This is a genomic window from Mesorhizobium sp. M0833 (assembly GCF_040319905.1).
Taxonomy (GTDB): domain Bacteria; phylum Pseudomonadota; class Alphaproteobacteria; order Rhizobiales; family Rhizobiaceae; genus Mesorhizobium.
The window spans coordinates 39,466-64,737 of record NZ_JAMYOQ010000026.1 but is presented as its reverse complement, the minus strand read 5'-3'; the positions used below and the strand labels follow the sequence as shown (position 1 = coordinate 64,737).

The window sequence follows — 25,272 nt, the reverse complement described above, 5'->3', positions numbered from 1 at the left end:
CAAAGGAGAACCCAATGAGCGCTTCCAGCAGGTTATCGAGTCTCTCACGCCGTGATCTTCTTCAAGCGGGGGTGGCTCTAGGCCTTGTCGCAGCCGCAGGCTCGCTGGCGTCACCGGCCGCGGCGCAAACGCCAGTGCGCGGCGGACAGTTGCGGCTGGGGCTCGATGGCGGCGCCTCCGCCGATACGCTCGACCCAGCCCTGGCGTCCGCCAGCGTCAATTTTGTGATCGCGCATTGCTGGGGCGATACGCTGGTCGAATCCGACCCCAAGACGGGCGCGGCGGTTCCCTCGCTGGCCGAATCCTGGTCAGCGTCGGCCGACGCCAAGGAGTGGACCTTCAAGATACGCAAGGACGTTCGTTTCCACGATGGCAAGGCATTTACCGTTAGCGATGCTGTCGAGACGTTGCGCCGCCACGCCGGGAAGAAATCGCAATCGGGCGCACTCGGCCTGCTGTCCGGGATAGACCGCATCGAGGAACGGTCGGGCGACATGGTGGTGATGCTGAAGGAAGCCAATGCTGACTTGCCGCTGATATTTACGGATTATCATCTTCAGATCCAGCCGGGCGGCGGCGTGGAAAAGCCGACAGCTGCGATCGGCACCGGTCCCTACAAGCTGGCTGCGTTCGAGCCGGGCATTCGCGCCGCTTTCGAAAAAAACGAGGACGACTGGCGCCAGGACCGGGGCTACGTCGACAGCGTGCTTATTACCGTGATGAACGACCTGACCGCGCGGACCAGCGCGTTGCGATCCGGTCAGGTCGATTTCATCAGCACCGTCGAACCGAAGATCGCGCCGTTGCTGAAGCGGGTTCCGGGCGTCGAGATCCTGCGCACCTCCGGCAAGGGTTTCTATTCCTTCCTGATGCATTGCGACACCGTGCCGTTCGACAACAATGATCTGCGTCTGGCGCTCAAATATGCGATAGACCGCGAGGCTATCCTCAATCGGGTTCTGGGCGGGTTCGGCACCATTGGCAATGATTACCCGATCAACGCCAACTATGCGCTCGCGCCTGCCGATATAGAGCAGCGCAATTACGATCCCGACAAGGCTGCATTCCACTTCAAGAAGTCTGGCCTTCAAGATCCAATTCTGCTGCGCACCTCGGAAGCAGCGTTCCCCGGCGCGGTCGATGCGGCCCAGCTTTTCCAATTGAGCGCGGAAAAGGCCGGGATCAAGATCAATGTGCAGCGCGAGCCGAGTGACGGCTACTGGTCGGAAGTCTGGAACGTCAAGCCGTTCTGCACCTCCTTTTGGGGTGGTCGTCCGACGCAGGACGCGCGCTATTCCACTTCCTACGTTTCCAACGCGGAGTGGAACGACACCCGCTTCAAGCGGCCCGACTTCGACAAGATGGTGGTGCAGGCGCGCGGTGAACTGGATGAGACCAAGCGGCGCGTTCTCTACCGTGACATGGCGCTGATGGTGCGAGATGAGGGCGGCCTGATACTGCCGGTATTCAACGACTTCATCAACGCCTGCACGAGCCATCTCAAGGGTTTTGTTCCCGATATTGGCAATGACTTTTCCAATGGCCGCATCGCCAGCCGGGTCTGGCTGGAGGCTTGAACCGGGACATGATCGTACCTTTCCGGCGGCGGGATGGTGTGCTTGCCACCGAGTAGAGCTTTGTGGTTGATCGCATGACGAACAAGAATTTCCGTGTCATTGAAAATGAGTGGATCGTCCTGAAAGACGACACCCCGGCTCGCCGCGCGCATCTGGATGACCGAAACGGTTCCTGGCGGGGTGCCGGCGGTGCTCGAATTCCTGCCTTATCGCAAACGCAACGGCACCGCCGCGCGTGACGAGTCCACCTATCCGGTCTTCGCGGCGGCCGGCATCGCGGGCGTGCGTGTCGACATTCACGGTTGCGGAGAATCCGACGGCGTGATCGATGGCGAATATACCGCGCGCGAGCTTGCCGACGCCGTCGAGGTTATCGAATGGATCGCTGCGCAGGACTGGTCGAACGGCAATGTCGGGATGATGGGAATTTCCTGGGGCGGGTTCAACGCGCTCCAGGTCGCGGCTCTCAAACCACCAGCTGTCAAGGCCGTGATTTCCCTGTCGTCCACCGTCGACCGCTACAATGACGACATCCACTACAAGAATGGCGCGCATCTATCGGCGCAACTGTCATGGGCGGCGACGATGACTGCCTTCCAGTCGCGGTCCCCCGATCCCGATCTCGTCGGAGAACGCTGGCGCGACATGTGGCTTGAGCGCCTGGAAGGCGACCCGTTCTTCATGGAGGAGTGGCTGTCCCACCAACGCCGCGACGACTTCTGGCGTCACGGTTCGATCTGCGAGGACTTTGACGGTTTTTCCGTTCCCGCACTGGTGATTGCCGGATGGGCCGACGGCTACCGCAACACGCCCTTGAAGGCGGTCGCCGGGATGCCGGAAATGGCCTGGGGCCTGATCGGTCCATGGGTTCACAAGTATCCGCATTTCGCCTATCCGAAGCCCCGCGTCGATTTTCATGCCGAGGCAATTTCATGGTGGCGGCATTGGCTATGCGCAGAAGACAACAAGGTGGAGCATACGCCGAGGCTGCGTGCTTATATCCTGGACGGGCCGCGACCCGGCCGCCAGCGCGAGGCCGACCTGGGCTATTGGGTTGCCATGGACAGATGGAACGTTCCCGACACACTCGTCCTTAGCCTGGACGCTTCGGGCAGGCTCGCTTGGAGCACTTCATCGCATGCTGAAGAAAAAATCCTCCTGCACTCTCCTCAAGATACAGGCACCGCTGCGGGAGATTTCTTCCCGCGGAGGCCGGATTCGGAAATGGCCGGCGACCAACGTGTTGACGATGCTGGATCGATCACCTTCGACAGCGCCGTGCTTGCTGAGGAATGCGTCGTGTTTGGCCAGCCGCTCGCAAAGCTGTCGCTTTCCAGTGATGCCAACTTTGCCAACCTTGCCGTCAGGCTCGTCGACGTCCATCCCCACGGTGTGGCGACGCGCGTCAGCTACGGGTGTGCTCAATCTAGCGCATCGCAGCGGCAATGCCGCCCCGCAGCCTCTGCAGCCGGGCGAGACGGTCGAGATTGAGTTGATGCTTGATGCGTGCGGCTACCGTTTTGCGCCCGGCCACCGTCTGCGTCTGTCCTTGTCGAGCGCCTATTGGCCGACGATCCTGCCCCAGCCCTGCGACGCAACGCTGACGATCGATCTTGCCACGCTGCGATTGGAACTGCCGCTGCTTGGCGAGCATCGAAGGGTCGAAATCCCGCAGCCATCCAATCCCGATCCTCTGCCCCGTTACGAAGTCCTGACAGACGGATCGTCGGACCGCTCTGTTGAACGCGATCTGCAAAATGGCGTGACGCGCTATCGGGTGCACGAGGACACAGGTCTTAGCCGCCATCCGGGCAACGGCTTGTGCACGCGCGACATCCGGCAGGAGGTATGGTCGATAGCGCCCGATAACCCGCTGTCGCTGACGGCAGAGGTCCGCTGGACGTGCTGTGCCGAGCGGGAAGGCTGGCGAACGCAGAGCCATTGCACCACGCATCTCTCCTGCACGGCGACCGAATGGGTGGTTTCGCAACGAATCGAAGCACTGGATGACGGCCGCAAGGTGTTTGAGCGCGAGCGCAATTCCCGCATCCCGCGTGACCACATGTAATAGATCGCCTATCGCTGCGGCTGCGGCAATGCCGTGCATTTCAGCCGGGTGTTTCGCCAGCACACCGGCATCACCCCGACCCATGTAAGGCATCCGAACCGATGCGCAAGCGGCTCTACCAATGTGAACTAATGCGTGACGTGAGTTCGTAACCGGATGGAGCTGCGCCAAGTCCGATTTCTGCTCGATACTCCCGAAATCCGAGATGCTGCTATATCCCTAAGCCAGGAATTAATCTCGTTCATCGTCCTTAGGGTCGCGTGACCATACGAGAGAATACGAAGGAAATGGGCTGGCAAACCATCCGCTAGTTCCTGTACAAAACGGTGACCCTCAGCGACTAAAATAATCGTTATCCGTCTATACGTTACGAAGCGGTTCGCCAAAGTTGATTCAAGGGGCTGGTACAGCCACTCGCCGATCGCATTATCTTCTACGGATGGCAGCTTTGCGCCGCGAGCCGTTGACGCGGTATGCGCCGCGTCAATGGAGTTAAGGCATTGCTGGACTGCCTAGACATCATAATGCCAGGCCGGCATGGGCAATATGCAAATTGGTGGAAATTCCTGATGCGGCTCAGTTTCGAGAATCGCCAGGGCTTCATCGGATGACCGTGCCTGCCGGAGCTGCTCGCGAACCTGAGATGCCCGAAACAGCCGGCATATTTGGGAAAGGGCAGGGAGGAAGGCGGAAGTGGCAGAGCGCGGCCAGAGTACGGTGTAAATGAGATCGACGGGGTCGTCGTCGGGGCCGTCGAAATCGATAGGCTGGGCCAAGCGTGTCAAAGACGCGACAGGCGAAGAGATCATACCCAGTAGAGCGTGGGGGATTGCGACGCCACGACCTATGCCCGTCGAGCCGAAATCCTCGCGGTCGAAGAGACCACGGAGAACCACCTGCTCGTCAAGCCCGGCTCTTCGCGCAATCCTGATCGCGATTTTTGATAAGGCTGATTGCTTTCCCTTTGTCGCAAGGTCAAGCGAAATGTCTTCCTCTGACAAGACGGGGGAGATCATCAGGGTCAACTCCAAGTCGATCCAAACGCGATCGCAAATCAGCGTTCAGCCGCACTGGTTAAGCAAGGCAGATGAGGTGTGGAGATGCTGGCTGTCCCGGACGCGAAGCCAAGGCTTTCTCGCGTCCGGGCTAATGACCCGTTTTGAGGAGTCTCGGCTGCCGGAAATCGAGGTGGAAACTATCCATAGCAATTCAGAGGTAGTGAAAGATTTTTCGAAATCAAGCAAACAGGTGTGCAGCCGAATAGCAGAAATAATGCACTGAAATGCCAGTTAATTTCGTTTGACGATCAGAACAGTCTCCTGCTTGCTGGCCTGACGCGAACAGGCCGCGCCAGCAAGTGAAATCGGATCTTTGACCTCGTTCAGATCTTCGGCCATCGCGTTTTTTAGTTCAACAAGGAGATACCGTGATGAAAAAACTCGTCCTCGCAGTTGCCCTGACAGTAGGCAGTTCGCTTTGCGCCATGGCGGCGGATGAGGTCACCAAAGCTCCGCCAGCCGCTCCGTACGAACAGGTCAGCAAGCTTGTGAAGCTGCCGGACTTCCTGCCGGGCATGGGCCAACTTTTCGTTGACGACATTGCCTGCCGGACCATTCCTTGCCTATGACCACGATGGCAAGCTTGTCAGCACGATTTATATGCTGCCGACCAAGGACCTCAATCCAGACAAGCGTTTTGACGATCTCGCTTCACCCGGCGGCAATGTCGACCATGTCGATGTCTACTACAATGCCGGCCATCCGGGAGTCGAAGGGCCGCATGTCCACGTCGTTCTGTGGCATGTCTCCGCCGCTGACGAGGCCCAGGTCGCCAAATGACACTCACGCGTCGTGAGATACTAAGCGCGGGCGGGGGCCTTGCCGCCGCCCTCTCGCTCTCTTCTGTGGCAGTATGGGCCGGCGAGGCGATCGAAATTCGGATGCAAGGGCGCGACGACGGTTCGCAAGTCTGGTTCGACCCGATCGGCATTCTGATCAAGCCAGGGCAGACGATCCGATGGACCAACCTCAATCCTGGCAATTCGCACACGACGACGGCGTACAATCCGGCAAACTTCGGGCGACCGCTTCGCATGCCCAAGACGGCGAAATCGTGGGATTCCGACTACCTCCTGCCCAAGGAAAGCTTTTTGGTTACCTTCACCGAGCAGGGGGTCTACGACTATTACTGTATCCCGCATGAGCATGCTGGAATGGTCGGCCGTATTATCGTCGGCGAACCAGAGGCACATGGCTGGGCTGAAATGGTTGGAGCAAATGGCGACCTACCGGAGGCGGCCCTCAAGGCATTCCCGACTGTCGAAGACATCATGACGAAAAGGGTCGTCCGTCGCGCTTAGATCATGCCCATGAAAGGCACGGCCCTCGGCAACAAGTGGAACCTAATACGACGATACCAATGGAAGCGCGAGTTTTCTTGGGTGTCGTCAGTGACCTATAGGGGCGACTTTCATGACAGGCTGCGTGTTTGCGTGTGAAACTCAACCATCATCTCTGGCAGGACGCGACGCGCGCACCCAAGTGCCGGACGCACCTCGCGATGCCCGAACTGCTGCCGAGCAACGCGAGCGTGCAACGCACCGGCTTGCTGAGCTGGGCGAGATGACGGGCGGTATTGCCCATGACTTCAGAAACCTCCTGGCAGTAATAGAATCCGGGCTCGGGCTCGCTGAACGAAGAGCCGACGAGCCCGAAAGGGTTCGTGCCTACATCGCGGCCGCGCGGGAAGGAATCGATCGAGGGATCGAGCTAACGTCACTGCTATTGGCCTTCGCAAAGCATCAGGAAGTGGATATCCACGCTGGCAATTTGAATAAGTTCCTCACGTCTTTCGAGCCTTTCCTAAGGTATGGCGCAGGGCCCGATGTCCGGGTCAAGCTGGAACTTGGTCCCGATGTCCCGGACTGCTTGATCGATCCCGCACTGTTCGACACCGCAGTGCTTAATCTCGTCATGAACGCACGAGATGCGATGCCAAGTGGCGGGGAGATCCGCATCATCACTGAACGACTGGTGCAGACGACCGCGAAACCTGACCCGCCCGGACCTGGAACCCACGCATGCGTTCGCGTCAAAGATCACGGTTGCGGCATGGCTCCTGAAGTCTTGCGGAAGGTGTTCGATCCATTCTTCACGACGAAGGGTGAGAAGGGTACCGGGATAGGGATGCCACAAGTGCAGGCACTGACCCAGATGGTTGGTGGTCGGATCCGGATAAGCAGTGAACGAGGGATTGGGACAACGGTCGACCTTCTGTTCCCGTCAGTCCAGTCGGATATTTAGACGCTCCACTAGAACTCACAGAATTTGATGTCGCCGCTTGCGACGGAGTGCAATCCCATCAGCGCTGGACCAACTACACTCTCGTCCGCACTTGCGGATTGCACCGCATAGACCGGATAGGAGAACTGCGGCATTTCAGGCACAAGGTGCAGTCGGCCCGCCATTATGTGCGGCTGAACCGCGCTCATCCTGAAATATCCGGAGCCGCCAGCCGCGAGAACATAGTTCAGCGCGAGTGGACCGAGATCGAAAGAAAGATCCGGCGCAGCACTGGGGAAATTCATCCCGTGGTGAAGTCCAAAATCCGGTCCCCAATCCATATAAACATAATCGGACCCGTCCATGAGGCGCGCTTCGGAATTGGTAGTCACAAGGACGAGCTTTTCCTCCAGAAGCAGATCGATCTTCAAACCCGGTCTGTGCGGGGGCGCGTACATGATAGCTAAGTCGACCATTCCCGATGCGACCTGATTGATCAAATCCTGCGGCACATCGACGTGTACTCGAAGCGCAATATCCTCAAGCGAGCCGCGCATCCATCGGACCCAATCAAGCAGCAGAGGTTGCGCAAGGCTGACTTCGCTGCCGACCGTAAGAACAGCCCGGCGTCCCTGCGGCACGGCAACCTGATGAAGGGTGCGTTGCCATAGTTGGACGAACATCGGGGCGTGGCGCAGAAATTGCTCGCCGGCCGCGGTCAGCGAAGCTCCGCCTTTGTGGCGAACAAAAAGGGTGCGGCCCAGTTGCTGCTCGAGGTTGCGGATTCGTGCGCTTACGGTCGTCTGGGCGACATTCAAGCGCTCCGAGGCCCGAATAAAACTCCCGGTCGAAACGATCTCGATAAAAGTGCGGGCGAGCTCAATATCCATAAGGTAATAGCATAAAAATTGCGTTTAAATGTCAATCAAATTCGTTTGCTAGATACTTAGCTCCAGCACTAGGCTCGAAGAATTCCACCAAGCCTAGCGCTGGATGCTGCGCAGCGCCGGTTGGAGCGGGCGGAAGCTCTCTCCATCCTCCCACATCGTTTTGCCTGCAGCGTCACAGGAGAAATCATGTCGACGAGAGAAAAGAGCCAAGGCGATGTGGGGCGTCGCGACTTTCTGAAGCTGTTCGGCGCGGCTGGCGCGGCCGCGAGTACACTACCGCTTGGAGGATCCGCATCGGCGGACGAAATGGTGGCCGCGACGGCCGATACAAAACATCATCGCGGAACCGCCGCCACCGAACCTCAAGCTGGAGGCTCTGGCTATGAATTCTTCAATGTGGACGAATCCGCCTTCATCGAGGCAGCGATCGACACGCTCATTCCCAGCGATTCAACCGGCCCCGGCGCCAAGGAACTCGGCGTTGCGATCTACATCGATCGGCAAATGGCCGGCGGATACGGCAAGGGCGACCGGCTGTATCTGGAAGGGCCGTTCGGCGAGGGCACGCCAGAACAAGGCTATCAATTGCTGATGACGCCATCGGAATTGATCCGGGCCGGCATCGCCGACGTCAGTGCCTATGTGCAGAAAAACCACAAGAGCACTTTCGAGAACCTTTCGGCAAAAGATCGTGTCGCGGTGATGAGCGAACTCGAGGGCAAGATGGTCGAGCTTCCAACAGTGCCAACCGAAACGTTCTTCGGGCTTCTGCTCCAGCTCACGATCGAGGGTTATTTCGCCGACCCGATGTATGGCGGAAACAAGGATGGCGCGGCGTGGAAGATGATCGGCTCCCAGGCGCCGACGCCATGTACATGGACAAGATCGAACCGTTTCGGAACAAGCCCTACGCGGCCGATCCGAAGGGCATACAGGATCTCATTTAATTCACGCAATAAAAAGGAGACTCTAACATGGCCACCAAACTCAACGCGGTCGATGTCCTGATTGTCGGTCTTGGGTGGACAGGCGGCATCATTGCCAAGGAGCTTGCATCGACAAAGCTGAAAATCGTCGCCCTTGAGCGGGGAGGCCCGCGTGACACCAATCCGGATTTCATCGACCCGCAGATCCATGACGAGTTGCGCTACGCCGCCCGCTACGACCTCATGCAGAACGTGCGGCGGGAAACCATCACATTCCGCAATAATGAATCGCAGACGGCGCTGCCGATGCGTCAACTCGGCTCGTTCCTGCCCGGCCTGGGCGTCGGCGGCGCCGGCGTGCACTGGAATGGCGTGACCTGGCGCTGGCTAGAATGGGATCATCAGGCACGCACCCGGACGGTCGACAAATACGGCGAAAAGCTCGTCCCTTCGGATATGCACCTGCAGGATTGGCCGATCACCTATGACGATCTCGAGCCCTATTACGACAAGTTCGAAAAAACTTGCGGCACCTCCGGCAAAGCCGGCAACATTAACGGCCGAAAGATCGATGGCGGCAACATCTTCGAAGGACCACGAAAGGACGAGTACCCCAATCCGCCGATGATTGCCGCGCAGAGCATGGTGATGTTTGAGAAGGCGGCCCGCAATCTCGGCTACCACCCTTTCCCCAACCCGTCGTCAAACGCGTCGCGGGATTACGTCAATCCGGACGGCGTTGCCTTCGGCCAGTGTCACTACTGTGGATTCTGTGAACGTTTCGGCTGCGAGGCGAATGCCAAGGCTAGCCCGCATTTCACCGTCATCCCGCTGGCGTTGGAGAACCCGAATTTCGAACTGCGCACCAACTCGATCGTGCTGAAGGTCAATCTCGACTCGACCAGCAAGAAGGCGGTCAGCGTCACCTATCTCGACGCACGCGGGCGGGAATTGGAACAGCCTGCCGACCTCATCATCCTGGCGGCCTATGCGCTCGGCAACGTCAACCTGTTGCTGCATTCGGGGATTGGCGTGCCCTATGACCCGGCAACGGGAAAGGGCGTGGTCGGCCGCAACTATGCCTATCAGTGCGGTGGCGGAGCTACCGCCTTCTTCGACAAGAAAACCATCCTGAATCGCTTCATGGGGGCCGGCGCGCTCGGCACCTGCATGGATGATTTCAACGCCGACAACTACGATTTCGAGAAGGCCGGCTACATCGGTGGCGGCGGCATCAGCTGCAGCAACTCGGGTGCCAGGCCGATCCAGTCGCATCCAACACCGCGCGGCACGCCGCGCTGGGGCTCCGACTGGAAGGAGGCAGTGGTCGACAATTATGACCACGCGGCCAGCATTGGCAATCAAGGCGCGGTGATGGCCTACCGGCAGAACTATTTGAGTCTCGATCCGACCTACACCGACGTTTTCGGGCGTCCGCTGATGAGGATGACGTTCGACTTCCAGGACAACGAGGTAAAGCAGATGAACGCTCAGGCCGACATCTGCGTGACGATCGCCAAGGAGATGGGTGCGGCCAAGGTCGATCGGAGCATTCCCCCAGTGCCTTATTCGATCGTGCCTTACCAGAGCACACATAACACAGGCGGGGCAGTATTCGGAGCCGACCCGAGCACCAGTGTTCTGAACAAATACCTTCAGGTCTGGGATGTCCCGAACGTGTTCGTCACCGGCGCTTGCGTGTTCCCCCAGAACGCGGGGAAGAACCCGACCGGACCGGTAGGCGCTCTTGCCTACTGGGCGGTGGACGCGATCAAGAATCAGTATCTGAAGAACCCCGGCCCACTGGTTCCCTCCTGAGGCAACGTCTGCCGGATCCGCGATTTGGATCCGGCAGGCTGTGTGAATCCCGATATTGCCAGGGGCGGACTTGGCGAAAACCAAGCCGCCGCTCATTGAAAGCAGCAACCATGAAATCGACCATGCTTGGATTGGCGACCGCGATTCTCACTGCAGTCGGTTCGGCCCATGCGCAGGATTCATCCCCCGGCAACGCCGAAGCCGGTGCCGTCGTCTTCAGGAGGTGCATGGCCTGCCACAAGGTCGGCCCTGACGCACAAAACGGGGTAGGTCCGGTTTTGAACGGCGTCGTCGGCCGAGCGGCCGGTGAGTATCCCGATTACAGCTATTCCTCGGCGAACAAGAATTCGGGTCTGACCTGGGATGAACCGACGCTGACGACCTATCTGAGGGCGCCGCGCAAGCTGGTGCCGGGCACAAAGATGGCGTTTGCCGGTCTCAGCAAGGACCAGGAGATCGCCGACGTCATCGCCTATCTGAAACAGTTCAACGCTCAGGGCCAGAAGGTCGGCCCCTGAATCAGACGGGAACCTGTCCCTGGGCAAAGTGCAACCTTGATGAAATTTCTCCTGCACAAGGGTCTGGGAGATTCCACGATCCAACAGATCGGTAGCTACCTGCGTAGCCGCCGCGCCGGCCATCACTGGATCGAGCGATATCGCGGCGAGATCTTCGTATTCGTGTCGGATGCGGTCGACGAAGAAAATCCTGAGAAGCAAATTCGCCAGCCTTCTCGATGCCGTCAACGACATAGACACGGACGGGACTCGACCTCGATGAGCGAAAAAATCTTCAACGAGAGAGTAAAGTTGAAACGGGCATATGAGAGCCCGGCCGCCGACGACGGCATTCGCGTGCTGATTGACCGGCTTTGGCCGCGCGGGGTCAAGAAGACGGAAGCAGCGATCGACTATTGGATGAAGGAACTCGCGCCAAGCACCGAGCTTCGGAAATGGTTCGGACACGATCCAGCACGCTGGGAGGAATTCCGCCAGCGATATGCGGCGGAAATCCATGAGCATCGCGATGTGCTCGACCGACTACGCGATCTGCTACGGCAAGGCGCCGTCACACTCGTCTACGCGGCTCATGACGAGGCTCACAACGATGCCGTCGTCCTTAGAGAGGTTTTGCTGAGACATCGATGAAAACGGCGCGCCCCTCCTCCACTGCCGAAGACACTGGCTTGCGGTCTCGACAGCGACAACAAACTCGTTTCTCCGGAACCAAACCAAGGAAAATCCATCCAATCATCGATGGGCGCGTTCAGTTGAGGAGAAGAACAATGAAATTCTTTGTCGATACAGCCGACATTTCTGAAATTCGCGAGCTTGCCGCCGCTGGCATTCTCGACGGGGTGACCACAAACCCGTCCCTTATCGCAAAGACCGGCCGACCGATCAGGGATGTGATAAAAGAGATTTGCCAGACAATTGAGGGCCCAGTTTCGGCAGAGGTCACCGCGACCGGCTTCGACGGCATGATCGCCGAGGGAGAGCGTTTGGCCGGCATTGCCGGCAATGTGGCCGTCAAGGTGCCGTCGACCTGGGAAGGATTCAGGGCTTGCCGGGCGCTCAGTCAGGTTGGGCACAAGGTCAATGTCACCCTGTGCTTTTCAGCCAACCAGGCACTGCTCGCAGCCAAGGCAGGCGCGACCTTCATTTCGCCCTTCGTCGGCAGGCTCGACGATCTCGGTCTGGACGGCATGGAAGTGATCCGAGAAATCTGCACGATATACGACAACGACAAATCCTTCACCACGGAAATCCTGGCGTCCTCGATTCGCACGCCTCTCCATGTCAAACAGGCGGCGATCGCAGGCGCCGATATCGCAACCGTACCACCAGCGGTACTCAGAAACCTCGTCAAACACCCACTCACCGACAAGGGCCTCGAGTCCTTTCTCGCCGACTGGGGTAAGACGGGGCAAGCGATTCTGTAATTGCCCGCAGTGGAATGGCTGAGGAAGCCACCATAAAAATTGCACTCAATTACCGATTAAATTCGTTTGCATGATGCCGGGAATGGCGGGAAGTTGAGCCGTGGAGCGCCAGTTTCGCCCTAGTCAGGTGAAAGCGAAATCGAGAATTTGAAGACGCGCTGGCTTTGTGCGCTCAGAGGCTGATGAGCCTGTCGCCGCTCCCCTGGATGCGATTTTGTCGAAATCGCCAAGGAGAAGAAAATGGCTGTGGACCCTACCGAAGTGATCGGGCCAGACCTGGTCAAGGGCATCGCGTTCGCCGATCTTCCCGACGGTGGAAAGCTGGTCGGCCATTGCGGCAATGAGCAGGTGCTGCTGGTACGCCGCGGGGCCGAGATCTTCGCCGTCGGGGCGACTTGCACGCATTACGGCGGGCCGCTCGTCAACGGTCTTGTGGTGGAAGACACGGTCCGGTGTCCGTGGCATCACGCGTGCTTTGATTTGCGTACAGGCGAAGCCTTGCGAACGCCTGCCTTCAGTCCACTCGCGTGCTGGTCGGTGGGACAACGCGATGATCAGATATTCGTGGGCGAGAAGCGCAAACGGACCGCACCCAAGCCGCGCGATGGAGGCTCCGGCACCGTTCCGGAGAAAATCGTCATCGTCGGCGGCGGCGCAGCCGGTTTCGCGGCGGCCGAAAAATTGCGGCGCGAACACTATCAAGGCAGTATCGTCATGCTCAGCAATGATGAAGCACCGCCGGTTGATCGCCCCAACCTTTCCAAGGACTACCTCGCCGGCAAGGCACCGGAGGACTGGATTCCGTTGCGTGGCGAAAGCTTCTACTCAAAGAATAGTATCGACCTGCATCTTAATGCGAATGTCGCGCGGATCGACCTACGTTCTCGCGAGGTTGTACTCGCGGACGGGACCTCGACTCCTTACGACAAGCTGCTTCTTGCGACCGGGGCCGAGCCGGTTCGCTTGACCACACCCGGGGCAGACCAGCCGCATGTTCACACACTGCGCTCGTTCGCAGATTGCAAGGCGATCATTGAGCGAGCCACCACTGCGCATATCGTTGTCGTGATTGGTGCCAGTTTCATTGGGCTGGAAGCTGCCGCGGCCCTGCGCTCGCGCAAGATCGAAGTTCATGTCGTGGCGCCGGATAAGCGCCCCATGGAGCGGGTCCTCGGTCCGCAAATGGGTGACTTCATCCGCACTATCCATGAGGAAAACGGCGTTGTTTTCCATCTTCAGGACACGGCGAGCAGCATCAATGGCAAAAAGGTGAAGCTCAGCAGCGGCGGCACGTTAGCTGCCGACTTCGTCGTCGCCGGCATAGGCGTGCGCCCGCGGATCGGCCTCGCGGAAAAGGCTGGGCTCATCCTTGACCGCGGGGTCCTGGTGAACGCCTTTCTGGAGACGAGCGCGCCAGACATATTCGCCGCCGGCGACATTGCGCGGTGGCCAGATCCTCACAGTGGCGAGAACATTCGGGTCGAGCACTGGGTGGTTGCAGAGAGGCAGGGGCAAGCAGCCGCGCTCAACATGCTCGGTCATCGTGAGAAATTCGAGGCCGTGCCGTTCTTCTGGAGCCAGCATTACGATGTTCCCATCAACTATGTCGGTCACGCCGAACGGTGGGAGGAGATCGCGGTAGACGGCGACATTGCTGCCAAAGATTGCCTGCTCCGCTTCAAACGAGAAGGGCGCACGCTGGCTGTCGCCTCAATCTTTCGCGACGTTGAAAGTCTGGAGGCCGAGGTGGAAATGGAGCGCCAAATGACAAGCTAGCTTCGACTTCCGAAAAGCGGAAGTCAGAGTCGGAATGGCGAAGCGGAATGTGGTTGTGACTGAAAGGAGTTCGACTATGTCCACAGTGCAGCAGGAACTAGGTGTCACCAATGGCTTGGACACGGTTGCGCCCGTCCAGCGTTATTCAAAGATCGTGAAATTCGTCGACGAGGTCGCTGAGCAGGCGGCTAACGATGCACCGACCCTGGTTGAAATTTTCTCGGACAGCGGCCGCTGGTATTGCCGTGTTCGTCGCGGCGATGAAAAGACCCGGCCGATGGGTCCATATACCAAACAACAGGCTCAGCGTATCCAGGAAGCTCGGAGAATGTTGCTCGCCAAAAGAGGTGCTGCTCGGATCATGTTCGAGTAGAGAAGGAACCCTTTCGATCACACCGGCCGGTTGACTCCTGCTACAATGATCGTCATGAGTTTTCGAATAATGCAGAGCACGCCTCCGGCGTCTAGCCGAGCCGGAGGCAAGGACGTCTCAGGCTGATATTCCGGCATTGTCAACAGACCAGACGGACTTTGTGAGAGAAATTCTCCAGCTTCTCTAGCTTGCGCGTATGAAAGTGTGGTTTTGCCCTGACTACGTCAAATTATAAGATGCGATGTAAAGGGCCGTTGCCGTTCTCTGAGGAAAGATAGGAGCGCGAATCCCGCGAACGCTTAGCGGGCAGGGGGTTGGGATTACTCATTCTCTATTGATTTTGTACCAAGTACCGATCGACAAACCTGGGATCTAATTATGGACGACTACCACAACCAGAAAGGCGCTGAGCCTGAGGACGTGCGCGCCGCATTGAAGGGGTGGGCATTGTTTGGTGTTCTAATGAGTAGTCTTTGGTGTCGCCTACGTCCTAATTGAGATGTAGTGGCCCACGAAGCAGCTAGCCTTTCGGATTGCCCGAGAAGATCGGTAACGTCATTGGCGCGTTTGCAATGCCTTGGGCTGTGGTCGGTGCTGGTATATTTAGGCTGCGGTCTCATAAAAGCGAAGCGACGATCTGATGACCGCCAAGGCCATGCTCGACGAGAAGGCGCCGCGGCACTTTCATCGGTATAGCGGGCTTTGGCGCCAGCGGCCCGGCGGAGAAACTCTAAAAACTTTTCAATATGCCGCAAAGCCGGTACGGCATATTGACCGGCGGCCTGTATGCCCATTTCAGGAACACCGTCCCGATGATTCCCAGCACGCTCCAAGCACACGACTTCCCGGCAAACGATCGCGAGCTCGACGATGAAGCGCTGCTGGATATCGTGCAACGGCAAACGGCCCGGTACTTCTGGGAAGGCGCACATCCCGTCAGTGGTCTTGCCCGAGATCGTCAGAAGACCATCGGTGCTCCGGCCAACGATCTCACAGCTATTGGCGGCTCTGGCTTCGGTATCATGGCAATCATCGTTGCGGTTGAACGCGGTTGGATCGATCGCACTGTGGCATTATGCCGATTGCTGCGAATGCTGGATTTCCTGGAAAGCTCGCCGCGCTACCACGGCGTGTTCCCGCATTTCATCAATGGCCGAACCGGTGCTACAATTCCATTCCGTCGCAAGGATGACGGCGCTGATCTGGTCGAAACCACTTTCCTGTTTCAAGGTCTGATCTGCGCCCGCGAGTATTTCGCCGGGATGGCAACCGAGGAGGTACGCCTTCGCCATAGCGTGAACGCGCTGTTGCTGCAGGTCGAATGGAACTGGTTCACACGCGGAGCCCGGCAACTGATGTGGCACTGGAGCCCGAACCACGGCTGGGCGATGGACAGCCCGATCAGAGGTTGGAACGAATGCATGCTCACCTTCGTGCTGGCGGCGGGATCAACTCGCCACCCCATCGATCCGGGCATCTATCACGAAGGCTTTGCTGGTGGATCCGACTTTCGAAACGGGCGCGATCATTACGGGATCGTGCTACCATTGGGAATGGATTCTGGTGGTCCGCTCTTTTTTTCGCAATATTCCTTCTGCGGGCTCGATCCACGAGGCCTAAGCGACCGATACGCCGACTACTGGCAACAGAACCTCCGTCATACGCAGATCAATTATCGGCATTGCGTCCGCAACCCCCATAACCATTTGGGATACGGCCCTGACTGCTGGGGTCTGACCGCGAGCCATGGACCGCGAGGATACATCGCGAGTGCACCTGACAGGGACTTTGGCGTAATCACCCCGTCCGCTGCCCTGTCGAGTTTCCCTTATGCTCCCGGGGAAGCGATGCGCGCACTGCGCGGTTTCCTGACCAAGCCTCGAAACCGCATATGGGGCCGCTTCGGCTTTGTCGACGCGTTTTGCGAACCTCGCAACTGGTACTCCCGGACATATCTGGCGATCAATCAGGGGCCAATCATCGCAATGATCGAGAACCATCGTACAGGGCTTTTGTGGAGGCTGTTCATGGGCGCGCCGGAAGTACGCAGGGGCTTGGCGAGACTGGGCTTCACCAGCCAGCACCTCGACGCATCAACGTCTGGCCAGGGGCCACGAGCTGCCGCGGGTATGGTTCCACTGGGTTGCACTTAGCGCCGCAGGGTGGTTTTGTCCCTGAGTGATCTGCTGGCAGGTCGGAGCAGTTCGCGAAGCGCGTCCCGCCGCGTCCTAGCTACTGCTCAGGATCGGGAAATGTCAGCGACTTGGTCTCGAGAAAGTCTAACTGCGGGCTCGAAGCGCTATTATGTATTCCCGAAAACGATGGAATAGATAGCGGCACCAATAAATAACGCAGTCGACATTCTCATGAATAGCTGAAATGAAAAATACTCTCTCATCGCGGCCTCCTTTGTTTCTTATTAATTTTTCTCGGCCAAGGTTTGACCATATCACATAAGGATACGATCTGGTAATTTATTTCTAGGCCGTGCTACGCATCTCGCTGCTTGAAAAATGGTCGACTGAAGCCGTGTCATGTCCAATTGATCGCGACAGGCAAATAGTCCGTGGGTGTTGTCAAAAACTGACAAATCCGCTCAGGCCACCCAACGCTCCGGGTTGACTGCCTTCAACGGTGACACGGGGAGGCAGGGGAGAGCACATACCTGTGAGTCGCCCTCGGTGGCGATCAAAACCCAGTCGCGCTTCGTTGACTGTGTTTCGCGGGCGAACGTCCACGTATCGATCACCTCAACAATCAGCGTGGGATCGCCAGCCACGACCCAGTCGTTGGCTGAACGGGTGACACTGACCACCTCTGAAACGAAGCGAACGCCGATCTCTGCGGTCCCATTCTCCTCGAGAGCCTCGATGACTTTTGCTTCACTCACGCCGATGAGGGTCAGCTGCAGCATCTCCTCCCGATCCCGGCGCCCGGCAATAGCTCGTTCGAAGGTCTCAAGCACTTCCGGCCCGACAAGGCGTTTCAGCGTTTGGATGTCGTCATCTGCATAGGCCCGCAGGATAACTTCATAGGCCGTTTTCGCGCCGATCAGAAACGCGGCGAGGTCAAAATTCGGATCGATGTCCCGGATCACATCCAAGGGAGGGCCCGCCGATGAAGTGTAATCGGCAACGCTGCTTCGTTGCTCAGTCACCGCATCGCCCCGCTTGGTCTTGTCGTCATCCGAGCGCGGCAGCAGCTGGTCCCAACCTGCCAGCAATGCCCAATAAAACGCGACAATTACTACGAGCAGGATCTGGTTGTTTGGATCTGTGGTCTCGTTCATGACAGTCTCCCCAACAATAACAAACGCCGATTTGGAGCAGAGGCCAGTGTTAGAGAATGCGCGGCAGCTTTTCCCATTGGTGGAAGGGTGGCGGCGACGGCAGCAGCCATTCGAGGGTGGCCGCCCCTTCGCCCCATGGGTTGGCGCCAGCCTGGCGTTTGCGTCTGAAGGCTTCCGCTACCGTGATGAAGAAGACGACAAGTCCGGCCGTTGAAATGTAGGACCCGATCGACGAGACGAAATTCCAGCCGGCGAAGGCGTCGGGGTAGTCGGCATAGCGTCGCGGCATGCCGGCCATACCGAGAAAATGCTGCGGGAAAAAGACCAGGTTGACGCCAATGAACATCACCCAGAAATGCAGCTTGCCCATCGTTTCGTTGTACATATAGCCGGTCATCTTCGGGAACCAGTAATAGAAGCCGGCGAAGATGGCGAAGACCGCGCCCAAAGACAGCACATAATGAAAGTGGGCGACCACAAAATAGGTGTCGTGATACACGCGGTCGATACCAGGATTTGCAACCATGATGCCGGTTACGCCGCCGATGGTGAACAGCAGGACGAAACCGAGAGCCCAGAGCATCGGTGTCTTGAAGTCTATCGATCCTCCCCACATAGTCGCCAGCCACGAAAACACCTTCACGCCGGTTGGAACGGCGATGACCATCGAGGCGAAGGCGAAGTAACGCTGGGTGTCCACCGACAGGCCGGTCGTATACATATGATGCGCCCACACGACGAAGCCAATCGCGGCGATCGCCACCATCGCATAGGCCATGCCGAGATAGCCGAAGATCGGCTTCCTGGCGAAGGTCGAGATGACATGGCTGATGATGCCGAAGCCGGGTAGAATCATGATGTAGACTTCGGGATGGCCGAAGAACCAGAACAGATGCTGGTAGAGGATCGGATCACCGCCGCCGGCGGGCGCGAAGAAGGTCGTCCCGAAATTGCGATCGGTCAAAAGCATGGTGATGGCGCCGGCGAGTACCGGCAGCGACATCAGAAGCATGAAGGCAGTAACCAGCATCGACCAGGCGAACAGAGGCATCTTGTGCATCGTCATGCCAGGCGCGCGCATATTGAAGATGGTGGTGATGAAGTTGATAGCGCCAAGGATCGAAGAGGCACCTGACAGGTGGATTGACAGAATCACGAGGTCGACCGCGGGGCCTGGCTGGCCATCAGTCGACAAGGGCGGGTAGAGCGTCCAGCCGCCGCCATGGCCAAGCGTGCCGGGCGCTCCCGGAACGAACATCGAGGTGATGAAGAGGATAAATGACATCACCAGCAGCCAGAATGAGATGTTGTTCAAGCGGGGAAAAGCCATGTCGGGGGCGCCAATCATGATCGGCACCATCCAGTTGCCGAAGCCACCAATCAGTGCCGGCATTAGGACGAAAAAGATCATGACCAGTCCGTGGGCACTGACGACGACGTTGTAGACCCCCGGATCGCCAAATATCTGCAGGCCCGGCTCCTGCAACTCCATGCGGATCAATACGGAAAGCGCTGTACCGAAAACCCCGGCCATGATCGAGAACAGCAGGTAAAGCGTCCCGATATCCTTGTGGTTGGTGGAGAACAGCCACCTGATGACAAACCGGGGCTTGCGATCGTCCAAGGCCGTGGCTGGATCAGACATGATGTGCTTCCTGCTCTTCACTGTTGGCAGGCAAGCCGACTCAACGATGGACGGCATCTGCAATCGGCCGTCACAAGGGGATCAGGCCTTGCCTGCACTTACTCATTCATCGGTGACGATCACATCCATCGGAATGTCGTGCAGCTGCGGATAGATCGTCTGGACCCTGCTGCCGGTGTAACCGACGCCTACGACGAAAGGCCGCTTCGGCGCGGCGGCCAGGGTCCGGTCAAAAAAGCCGCCGCCATAGCCCAGGCGATAGTTTGCCTGGTCGAAACCGACAACGGGCGCGATGACCACATCCGGTTGGACGGCAGGTCCATGAGAGGGGATAAGAATATTCCAGACGCCGCGTTCCAGCGGGTCTCCCGGTCCCCAGATACGAAACTCCAGCGGCTAGCCCTTTTTGATAACGACCGGCAACGCGATCCGCCCGCCGCGCTCGATCACCCGTATCGCCCAATTGCGAAGGTCCGGCTCGCCTCGAAAGGGCCAGTAGCCGCTGACGATGCGGCCGCTCACCCGGCCGACAGCCAGGTCGAGAGCGGAAGCGATGCGTAAAGACCTCGCAACGCGTTCCTCGGCGTCGACGGCAAGACGCTCGTCGATCAGGCGCTTGCGCTCCGCCTTGCGCCATCGACAGACATCGGGCCATGCGTCCTGGACGACCGACTCGGTGCCGTACCCGAGGACAAGCTCATGCATAAAGCATGGCGGAGAGGCGTATTCTCTCCTCTCCGGGTAAACATCCTCCTGATCAGACATCGCACGCTCCATATCCTTGCAGCGGAAACCCCGCCTATCTGGACGTTGCGCTGCGTAAAACAGGAAGGCAAACGGAATTAAATGCTGTATTAGTGCAAGATTATTGCACTGAACTGGAACCTGTGATGGACATCGACCGCGCACGCACGTTTTTAGAAATCGTCCATTCCGGCAGCTTTCTGAGAGCTGCCGACCGACTCCACGTCACTCAGACAACTGTCAGCGCGCGGATACGCACGCTGGAGGAAGAGCTCGGACGTCAGCTCTTTATCCGCAACCGTAATGGCGCGCAGCTGACGTCGGCGGGCCGGGAGTTCGAGCGGTTTGCCCAGTCATTCGTGCAAATCTGGGAACGGGCACGGCACCAGCTCGCCATCCCATCGGGAAGGACAAGCGTCGTTGCCTTGGGCGGAGAGCTCAGTCTATGGAACCCGCTGCTGCTCGACTGGCTGGTCTGGATGAAGAAGGCCAGGCCGGAGATCGCCATCCAAGCGCAAGTCGGCGTGCCGGACCAGCTCCTCGAACAGCTCAGGACTGGCGTTCTGGACATTGCGGTGCTCTATGCGCCGAAGCTGCTGCCGGGTTTCAGGGTAGTTCTTCTCGTCGAGGAGCAGCTCGTCCTGGTTCGGACCACGGACAAAGACGGGGAACCTGTCGGCTCCAAGGACTATGTCTATGTCGATTGGGGGGCGCTGTTTGCGGCCCAGCATGGTGCCAGTTCCTCTGCCTTCGGCGAGCCGGGATTAATGGTCGGCCTTGGCCCGCTTGGGCTGAGCTACATCCTGCGCGCCGGCGGAATGGGTTATTTCCGCAGGGGCGCCGCAGCGCCCCACATCGAGGCGGGGCAGCTCGAGGTCGTGGAAGGCGCGCCGGAATTCACCTATCCGGCCTATGCAGTCTATCCAGAAGCAAGCGAGGCGCGAGCCGACGTGCAGGAGGCGCTACGCGGATTGAAGCAGGTTGTGCAATGATCGTCCCTCCAGGCACGAAGCCACGGTTCGCGTTACTGGAAGGATCGCAAAGACTGCAATGACAAGCTGGTCGGCTTCGTCGGTCATTTACATTTCGATCAAAGCGTAGGCCAGGCCAAAGATTCCGGTCATTAGAACGCCGAAGAATGCCCAGCCTCTCAACGCGGCTCGCACATCTTCCGGCTTGGCGCCTTTCTGGTTGTCGTAATCATCCATAATCAGATCCTAGTTTGTTGGCCTAGCTTGGTACAGGCAAGGGCTAACGGAATGCTTGTTTATCCGCCTTCACAGCCTTCGGGATAGTCGAGCTTTCAGGCGGCTGACGGGCCCGGGTCGTCGAACCCGGGGTCGAAAGCCGCCATGACTTGCTTTGCCGCGTTGTCTTGCGCCTCATCGGAACGATGGACGATGCGCAGAACCGGTCCGTCCGTTCGCCACGAACCCGGTGCAGCACCCCCCCGCCAGCTTCAGTCTCTCGCGCGTTGCGGCTTCTGGCTGATAGACCACTTCATGCACAGTCAGCGTCTCAACGCCGCCGTCCGTTGTCGAAATGGACATGGACTGACCTTCGGCCAGACCAAGCAGCGCAAGGCCGCGCGGATTGGTGATCGGCAAAAGCATGCCGACCAGACCGCGCATCTCGTCATGGGCGACGATGCGGGTTTCGGCAGGGCCGTCGTTCACCCGATAAGCCACGCGGGTACTGAGTGTCACGACGGTGGCCGGGATGTCTTCCCGAAACATTACAACCGCGCTCGAGATCTTCCGTTGAAGTATAGTCGAGAAGGCATCGCCGCGGGCAGGGCGGCGCTCCTGCATCACTTCAAGTATCGTGTTGTCCTTGGTGGTCAGTTGGCAGCTATCGATAGTGGACATGGCGCGTCTCCGGCCGGCCCTCTGCAGGGATCCGGCGTCAAGCAATTGATCGGGTGTGGAAAGCTACCCCTGTGCCGGGCCAGGATAGGCCGGCGCAGGGGTCACACTCCCGCGATGAGGCTGCCCGCGTGATTGAGGAGACGGATGGAAACGCCCATGTCTAGACGCCCGCCGCAATTGTCGAAGACGCTGGCACGCGCCGATCAGCTATATCGCGTTCCGGAGCGGGCTGGCTCACCGCAAGCACCGACAGTTCGTGCCGGCGCCCATCGCGCGCAGTCCACATGATCGACTGCCCGGCCGAGAGACCGATCAGGGCCGTGCCGATCGGCGTGAGGATTGAAACCTTGCCTGCGGAGATATCCGCATCGCCAGGAAAAACCAGCGTGACTGTTTTCGCGTCGCCCGTATCGGGCTTGAACGTCACCGACGAACCCATCTGGACGGTGTCAGCGGAGACCGAACCATCGGCGAGGATACGCGCCCGCTCGAGTTCGGCGAGCAGTTCATCGGAAGCCTTCGGATTTCGTACAGCCACAGTGCTCGCAAGCGCCGATAGACGCGCATGATCCGACTGCGAGATGCGGATGTTCGGCTTACGCCCGGTTTTCGTGTTGTTCTGCATTTGGATACTCATATTCTAGTTGGGCCAGCCGTCATCAAAGGTGGCGGGAAGTGGCCAATTCGGGAAAATCTTCGTCGATGCACCAAAGCCCAGAGGCGGTGCACCCTACGGATCACATGTTGACTTAGGAGTGTTGCCCCTCGGCTCGGGGCCCATAGCAGCCGAGCCGGGGGTTATGATCCCGCGATGGGACAAACCCGGAAAAGAAAATCGCAACGGATTTTGACGGTGACGTCCATAAAGCTATAGTTGGTGAAGCAATTTCGGAAGTCAAGGCACCGCCTCGGCTATCAAGTTCGGAGCTAGTCAGGGCGAACGTTCAGCAAGGTGTTTATCACTAGCGCTCGTCCATTTATGCCCGTGCCACTTGGTCTTTCTTCCGCCAGTCCGAGAAAGACAAGGCGTTCTGCCAATGCTTTGGATAGCGCCGGGTAGGGACCGCGATTCAACCCCTTAAGCGCTGTCTGCTCCTCCTGTGTAAGATCGTTCCAGACAACCGTCACGACGGCCTCCTTGGTCGCAAACCGATGGCTCCTGTAGGTCCATCGAACTTCGAACCAATTGAGCCTATGGAACGGCATCTGTCCCGACGATGCCGCCTTCATTTTCCAGAACGCCGATCCGTCTGACTTCGGAGCGGTTGAGCTTAAGGCGAACTCCGATACCGCCACCGTTCTCCGCAATGAAAGCGGCACCGGCGTTTTCGAGCGCGGTTTGTAGCTTGTCGCAGATGTCACGGTCGGGGAGGGTGATCCGACGCTCGAATTCTTCGATGACCAACGCATCCACGCCTGAATTGCCGGCGAGCTTTTCGCGAGTCCATTCGACCAGCGCGCGAGCGGCGCGGCATTGAGCACCAGTAATCATCACATAGTCTCCTTCTACGCCGCCTTCGGGAGCGAAATCACCGCCTGCTGAAAGCCAAGACGCCCGGGCAAGACGGGCTCCTGCGACCGTTGCCAAACCGCGAGTCCGCTTGCCGAATAGTGATATGTTGAGACGCGTGCCCGGATACAAGCCACCGCACCGCCGGGCGACGCGACAAATCGGATTAAAAAATGATCGTCGGACTTAGGCCCAAGTTGTGGAACCGACCAAACGGAAACACATGAGATCGACCGTCATAAGCGGCCGAAGGTTTACGGTCACTTTGCCGGCATCACGGATGACTTTGCTGAGCGCCAAGTCGTTGTGTTGTCCCGGCTTAATCCGTCAGCGTTCGGGTTTGGCACGACCAAGCCGGAACGGCCTCCTTCGTTGTATGTGGAATGTCCGCCTGAGCTAGATACCTCCCGATAGCGGACCGTCGGCTTTCAGCCCGAGGGTTCATCGATCCTTTTTGTGGAAAAACGAGACACCACTTGCATGAAAATTAGTCCCCCTCTTGATCCTTAGGTTCGCCAGGCCTTACGAGAGAATACGAAGTAAATGGGTTGGCGAACCAGCCGCTAACGTATTGATTTTGCGTGAAAAAGCTGACCCTCCGGGCCTGCCATTATCGTTATCTATCAATGTTACGAGGTTCGCCGATTCGTTCAGGCCTCTACTACTATTGTCGGCGCGCCGGGCCTAGCATGGCCGATGATGCGAGCCGAAGGATTACCGTCCGATCCTCTCGACGAGCGCCGCTGCGCTGTCGGTCTCGCAAGCAACCAGCAACCCGCCCGAAGTCTGTGGGTCCGTGAGAAGGTGGCGTCGCCACTCGGGCATGCCGGGAGGTAGGCTTACCGCGTCGCCATAACTCGCCCAGTTGCGCCACGATGCGCCGGTGACGTGGCCGTCGACCGCGAGCGAGGCGGCTTCGGAAAACAGCGGCACATCGCGGCTGCAAGTTATCAGCGTGCACCCGGAACCGCGTGCCATCTCGAGAGCATGTCCGAGCAAGCCAAATCCGGTCACGTCGGTGACCGCGTGGACGCTCGCGTCCTTCGCCAGCTCCGATCCGTCCGGTTGAGAAGGGTGGTGGAGGCGATCATTTCGCGATAGCCGCTCTCGGAAAGCGCCTGCATCTTGATGGCGGCGGAATAGATGCCGACACCGAGCCCTTTCGTCAGGATCAAGGTGTCGCCCGGCCTGGTGCAACCTACAGTCGCGTCTACAACCTTACCAGTTTCTCGCTTTGAGGCAGCCTCAAGAAACTGTTTCAATGATTGCGCCTGACGTGGCAACCGCATCGTATCGCTCGGACACCTCGAAATACCGCATTTCCAGAGGCGGGTGGTGCGGCAACGAGGTTGCGAACAGCCTGATGCGCGGCAGTGGCTGGATTTCGCCTCGCGCGAGGGCTGCCCTTTGTTCCACCATAGGGAGGAGAGGAGCAGGTCGCCAGCCGCTACAATGTCAGCAACGGCACGATCTCGCGGCTGCATCATACGTCCACGAATGCAGAATCGGCCAATTAGCAAACTTGGGTTGCTCTTTCGTCACAAAAGGCGCGTAGATTGCCGCCA

At 58.5% G+C, this 25,272-nt stretch carries 21 protein-coding genes and 4 pseudogenes; 15 read left to right on the top strand and 10 right to left on the bottom strand.

Translation table 11 applies throughout. The features are described from left to right. Window positions 1-14 precede the first annotated feature (14 nt). The 3 genes and pseudogenes from NKH98_RS24755 to NKH98_RS24745 all read left to right on the top strand — a co-directional run bounded on the left by NKH98_RS24755 (window position 15) and on the right by NKH98_RS24745 (window position 3,777). Window positions 15-1,577 carry an ABC transporter substrate-binding protein gene (locus tag NKH98_RS24755; protein WP_352902522.1) on the top strand — a complete coding sequence of 521 codons (1,563 nt, stop codon included), beginning with the start codon at window positions 15-17 and terminating at the stop codon, window positions 1,575-1,577. A gap of 74 nt (window positions 1,578-1,651) precedes the next feature. Continuing rightward, window positions 1,652-3,645: pseudogene (locus NKH98_RS24750) on the top strand (CocE/NonD family hydrolase). A gap of 3 nt (window positions 3,646-3,648) precedes the next feature. Next, window positions 3,649-3,777, top strand: a complete 129-nt coding sequence (locus NKH98_RS24745) for an AraC family transcriptional regulator (protein WP_352480177.1) — start codon at window positions 3,649-3,651, stop codon at window positions 3,775-3,777. A gap of 380 nt (window positions 3,778-4,157) precedes the next feature. Here the strand turns inward: NKH98_RS24745 and NKH98_RS24740 are convergent, their stop codons facing one another. Beyond that, window positions 4,158-4,661: a PTS sugar transporter subunit IIA gene (locus NKH98_RS24740; RefSeq protein WP_352480176.1), complete on the bottom strand. Its 504-nt coding sequence runs from the start codon at window positions 4,659-4,661 to the stop codon at window positions 4,158-4,160. 413 nt (window positions 4,662-5,074) lie between these two features. On the opposite strand from NKH98_RS24740, the pseudogene NKH98_RS24735 reads away from it, so the two are divergent. The 3 genes and pseudogenes from NKH98_RS24735 to NKH98_RS24725 all read left to right on the top strand — a co-directional run bounded on the left by NKH98_RS24735 (window position 5,075) and on the right by NKH98_RS24725 (window position 6,947). After that, window positions 5,075-5,483, top strand: a pseudogene (locus NKH98_RS24735) (DUF5602 domain-containing protein). Then, window positions 5,480-6,004: a plastocyanin/azurin family copper-binding protein gene (locus NKH98_RS24730; RefSeq protein WP_352480153.1), complete on the top strand. Its 525-nt coding sequence runs from the start codon at window positions 5,480-5,482 to the stop codon at window positions 6,002-6,004. Before NKH98_RS24735 ends, NKH98_RS24730 begins: the two are co-directional and overlap by 4 nt. 112 nt (window positions 6,005-6,116) lie before the next feature. Next, window positions 6,117-6,947, top strand: a complete 831-nt coding sequence (locus tag NKH98_RS24725) for an ATP-binding protein (RefSeq protein WP_352804692.1) — start codon at window positions 6,117-6,119, stop codon at window positions 6,945-6,947. A gap of 8 nt (window positions 6,948-6,955) precedes the next feature. Here the strand turns inward: NKH98_RS24725 and NKH98_RS24720 are convergent, their stop codons facing one another. After that, entirely contained in the window at window positions 6,956-7,816 is an 861-nt protein-coding gene (locus NKH98_RS24720) for a LysR family transcriptional regulator (RefSeq protein WP_352480151.1), read from the bottom strand. Window positions 7,817-7,936: 120 nt separating this feature from the next. On the opposite strand from NKH98_RS24720, the gene NKH98_RS24715 reads away from it, so the two are divergent. The 8 genes from NKH98_RS24715 (at window position 7,937) to NKH98_RS24680 (ending at window position 16,804) form a co-directional block, all read left to right on the top strand. Continuing rightward, window positions 7,937-8,824, top strand: coding sequence for a gluconate 2-dehydrogenase subunit 3 family protein (locus NKH98_RS24715; RefSeq protein WP_352902519.1), 888 nt, complete (start codon window positions 7,937-7,939; stop codon window positions 8,822-8,824). Further along, window positions 8,791-10,560: a GMC family oxidoreductase gene (locus NKH98_RS24710; RefSeq protein WP_352902517.1), complete on the top strand. Its 1,770-nt coding sequence runs from the start codon at window positions 8,791-8,793 to the stop codon at window positions 10,558-10,560. The genes NKH98_RS24715 and NKH98_RS24710 overlap by 34 nt, the downstream gene beginning before the upstream one ends. 110 nt (window positions 10,561-10,670) lie before the next feature. Further along, entirely contained in the window at window positions 10,671-11,078 is a 408-nt protein-coding gene (locus NKH98_RS24705; protein WP_352902515.1) for a c-type cytochrome, read from the top strand. Between the two features lie 258 nt (window positions 11,079-11,336). Continuing rightward, complete coding sequence (locus NKH98_RS24700) at window positions 11,337-11,708, top strand: DUF488 domain-containing protein (RefSeq protein WP_352480146.1); 372 nt, start codon at window positions 11,337-11,339, stop codon at window positions 11,706-11,708. 137 nt (window positions 11,709-11,845) lie between these two features. Further along, complete coding sequence (gene fsa / locus NKH98_RS24695) at window positions 11,846-12,502, top strand: fructose-6-phosphate aldolase (protein ID WP_352480175.1); 657 nt, start codon at window positions 11,846-11,848, stop codon at window positions 12,500-12,502. A 240-nt stretch (window positions 12,503-12,742) separates the two neighbouring features. Then, window positions 12,743-14,278, top strand: a complete 1,536-nt coding sequence (locus tag NKH98_RS24690; protein ID WP_352902513.1) for an FAD-dependent oxidoreductase — start codon at window positions 12,743-12,745, stop codon at window positions 14,276-14,278. A 76-nt stretch (window positions 14,279-14,354) separates the two neighbouring features. Beyond that, complete coding sequence (locus NKH98_RS24685) at window positions 14,355-14,651, top strand: hypothetical protein (RefSeq protein WP_352480144.1); 297 nt, start codon at window positions 14,355-14,357, stop codon at window positions 14,649-14,651. 812 nt (window positions 14,652-15,463) lie between these two features. Beyond that, on the top strand, window positions 15,464-16,804 hold the full coding sequence (locus NKH98_RS24680; protein ID WP_502894319.1) for a glucoamylase family protein: 1,341 nt from the start codon (window positions 15,464-15,466) through the stop codon (window positions 16,802-16,804). Window positions 16,805-17,247: 443 nt separating this feature from the next. Here the strand turns inward: NKH98_RS24680 and NKH98_RS24675 are convergent, their stop codons facing one another. From NKH98_RS24675 to NKH98_RS24665, 3 genes and pseudogenes are all read right to left on the bottom strand, one after another. After that, entirely contained in the window at window positions 17,248-17,940 is a 693-nt protein-coding gene (locus NKH98_RS24675) for a Tim44/TimA family putative adaptor protein (RefSeq protein ID WP_352902508.1), read from the bottom strand. A gap of 49 nt (window positions 17,941-17,989) precedes the next feature. Next, window positions 17,990-19,585: a cytochrome c oxidase subunit I gene (ctaD, locus tag NKH98_RS24670; protein ID WP_352902506.1), complete on the bottom strand. Its 1,596-nt coding sequence runs from the start codon at window positions 19,583-19,585 to the stop codon at window positions 17,990-17,992. A 102-nt stretch (window positions 19,586-19,687) separates the two neighbouring features. Beyond that, window positions 19,688-20,350: pseudogene (locus NKH98_RS24665) on the bottom strand (5-formyltetrahydrofolate cyclo-ligase). Between the two features lie 125 nt (window positions 20,351-20,475). Here NKH98_RS24665 and NKH98_RS24660 point away from each other — a divergent pair. Beyond that, window positions 20,476-21,321: a LysR family transcriptional regulator gene (locus NKH98_RS24660; protein WP_352902504.1), complete on the top strand. Its 846-nt coding sequence runs from the start codon at window positions 20,476-20,478 to the stop codon at window positions 21,319-21,321. A gap of 87 nt (window positions 21,322-21,408) precedes the next feature. Here NKH98_RS24660 and NKH98_RS24655 read toward each other — a convergent pair whose 3' ends face one another. The 5 genes and pseudogenes from NKH98_RS24655 to selD all read right to left on the bottom strand — a co-directional run. Continuing rightward, the gene (locus NKH98_RS24655; protein ID WP_352480139.1) at window positions 21,409-21,537 is read right to left on the bottom strand and encodes a hypothetical protein; all 129 of its coding nucleotides are present in this window, start codon (window positions 21,535-21,537) and stop codon (window positions 21,409-21,411) included. Between the two features lie 174 nt (window positions 21,538-21,711). Continuing rightward, the gene (locus tag NKH98_RS24650; protein WP_352902501.1) at window positions 21,712-22,197 is read right to left on the bottom strand and encodes a GreA/GreB family elongation factor; all 486 of its coding nucleotides are present in this window, start codon (window positions 22,195-22,197) and stop codon (window positions 21,712-21,714) included. Window positions 22,198-22,357: 160 nt separating this feature from the next. Beyond that, on the bottom strand, window positions 22,358-22,822 hold the full coding sequence (rnk, locus tag NKH98_RS24645) for a nucleoside diphosphate kinase regulator (protein ID WP_352902498.1): 465 nt from the start codon (window positions 22,820-22,822) through the stop codon (window positions 22,358-22,360). Window positions 22,823-23,389: 567 nt separating this feature from the next. After that, window positions 23,390-23,785 (bottom strand): helix-turn-helix domain-containing protein, encoded by a 396-nt coding sequence (locus NKH98_RS24640; protein ID WP_352480136.1) that lies wholly within the window; start codon window positions 23,783-23,785, stop codon window positions 23,390-23,392. A gap of 572 nt (window positions 23,786-24,357) precedes the next feature. Further along, a pseudogene (gene selD, locus NKH98_RS24635) lies at window positions 24,358-24,897 on the bottom strand (selenide, water dikinase SelD); the annotation flags it as partial. Window positions 24,898-25,272 lie beyond the last annotated feature (375 nt).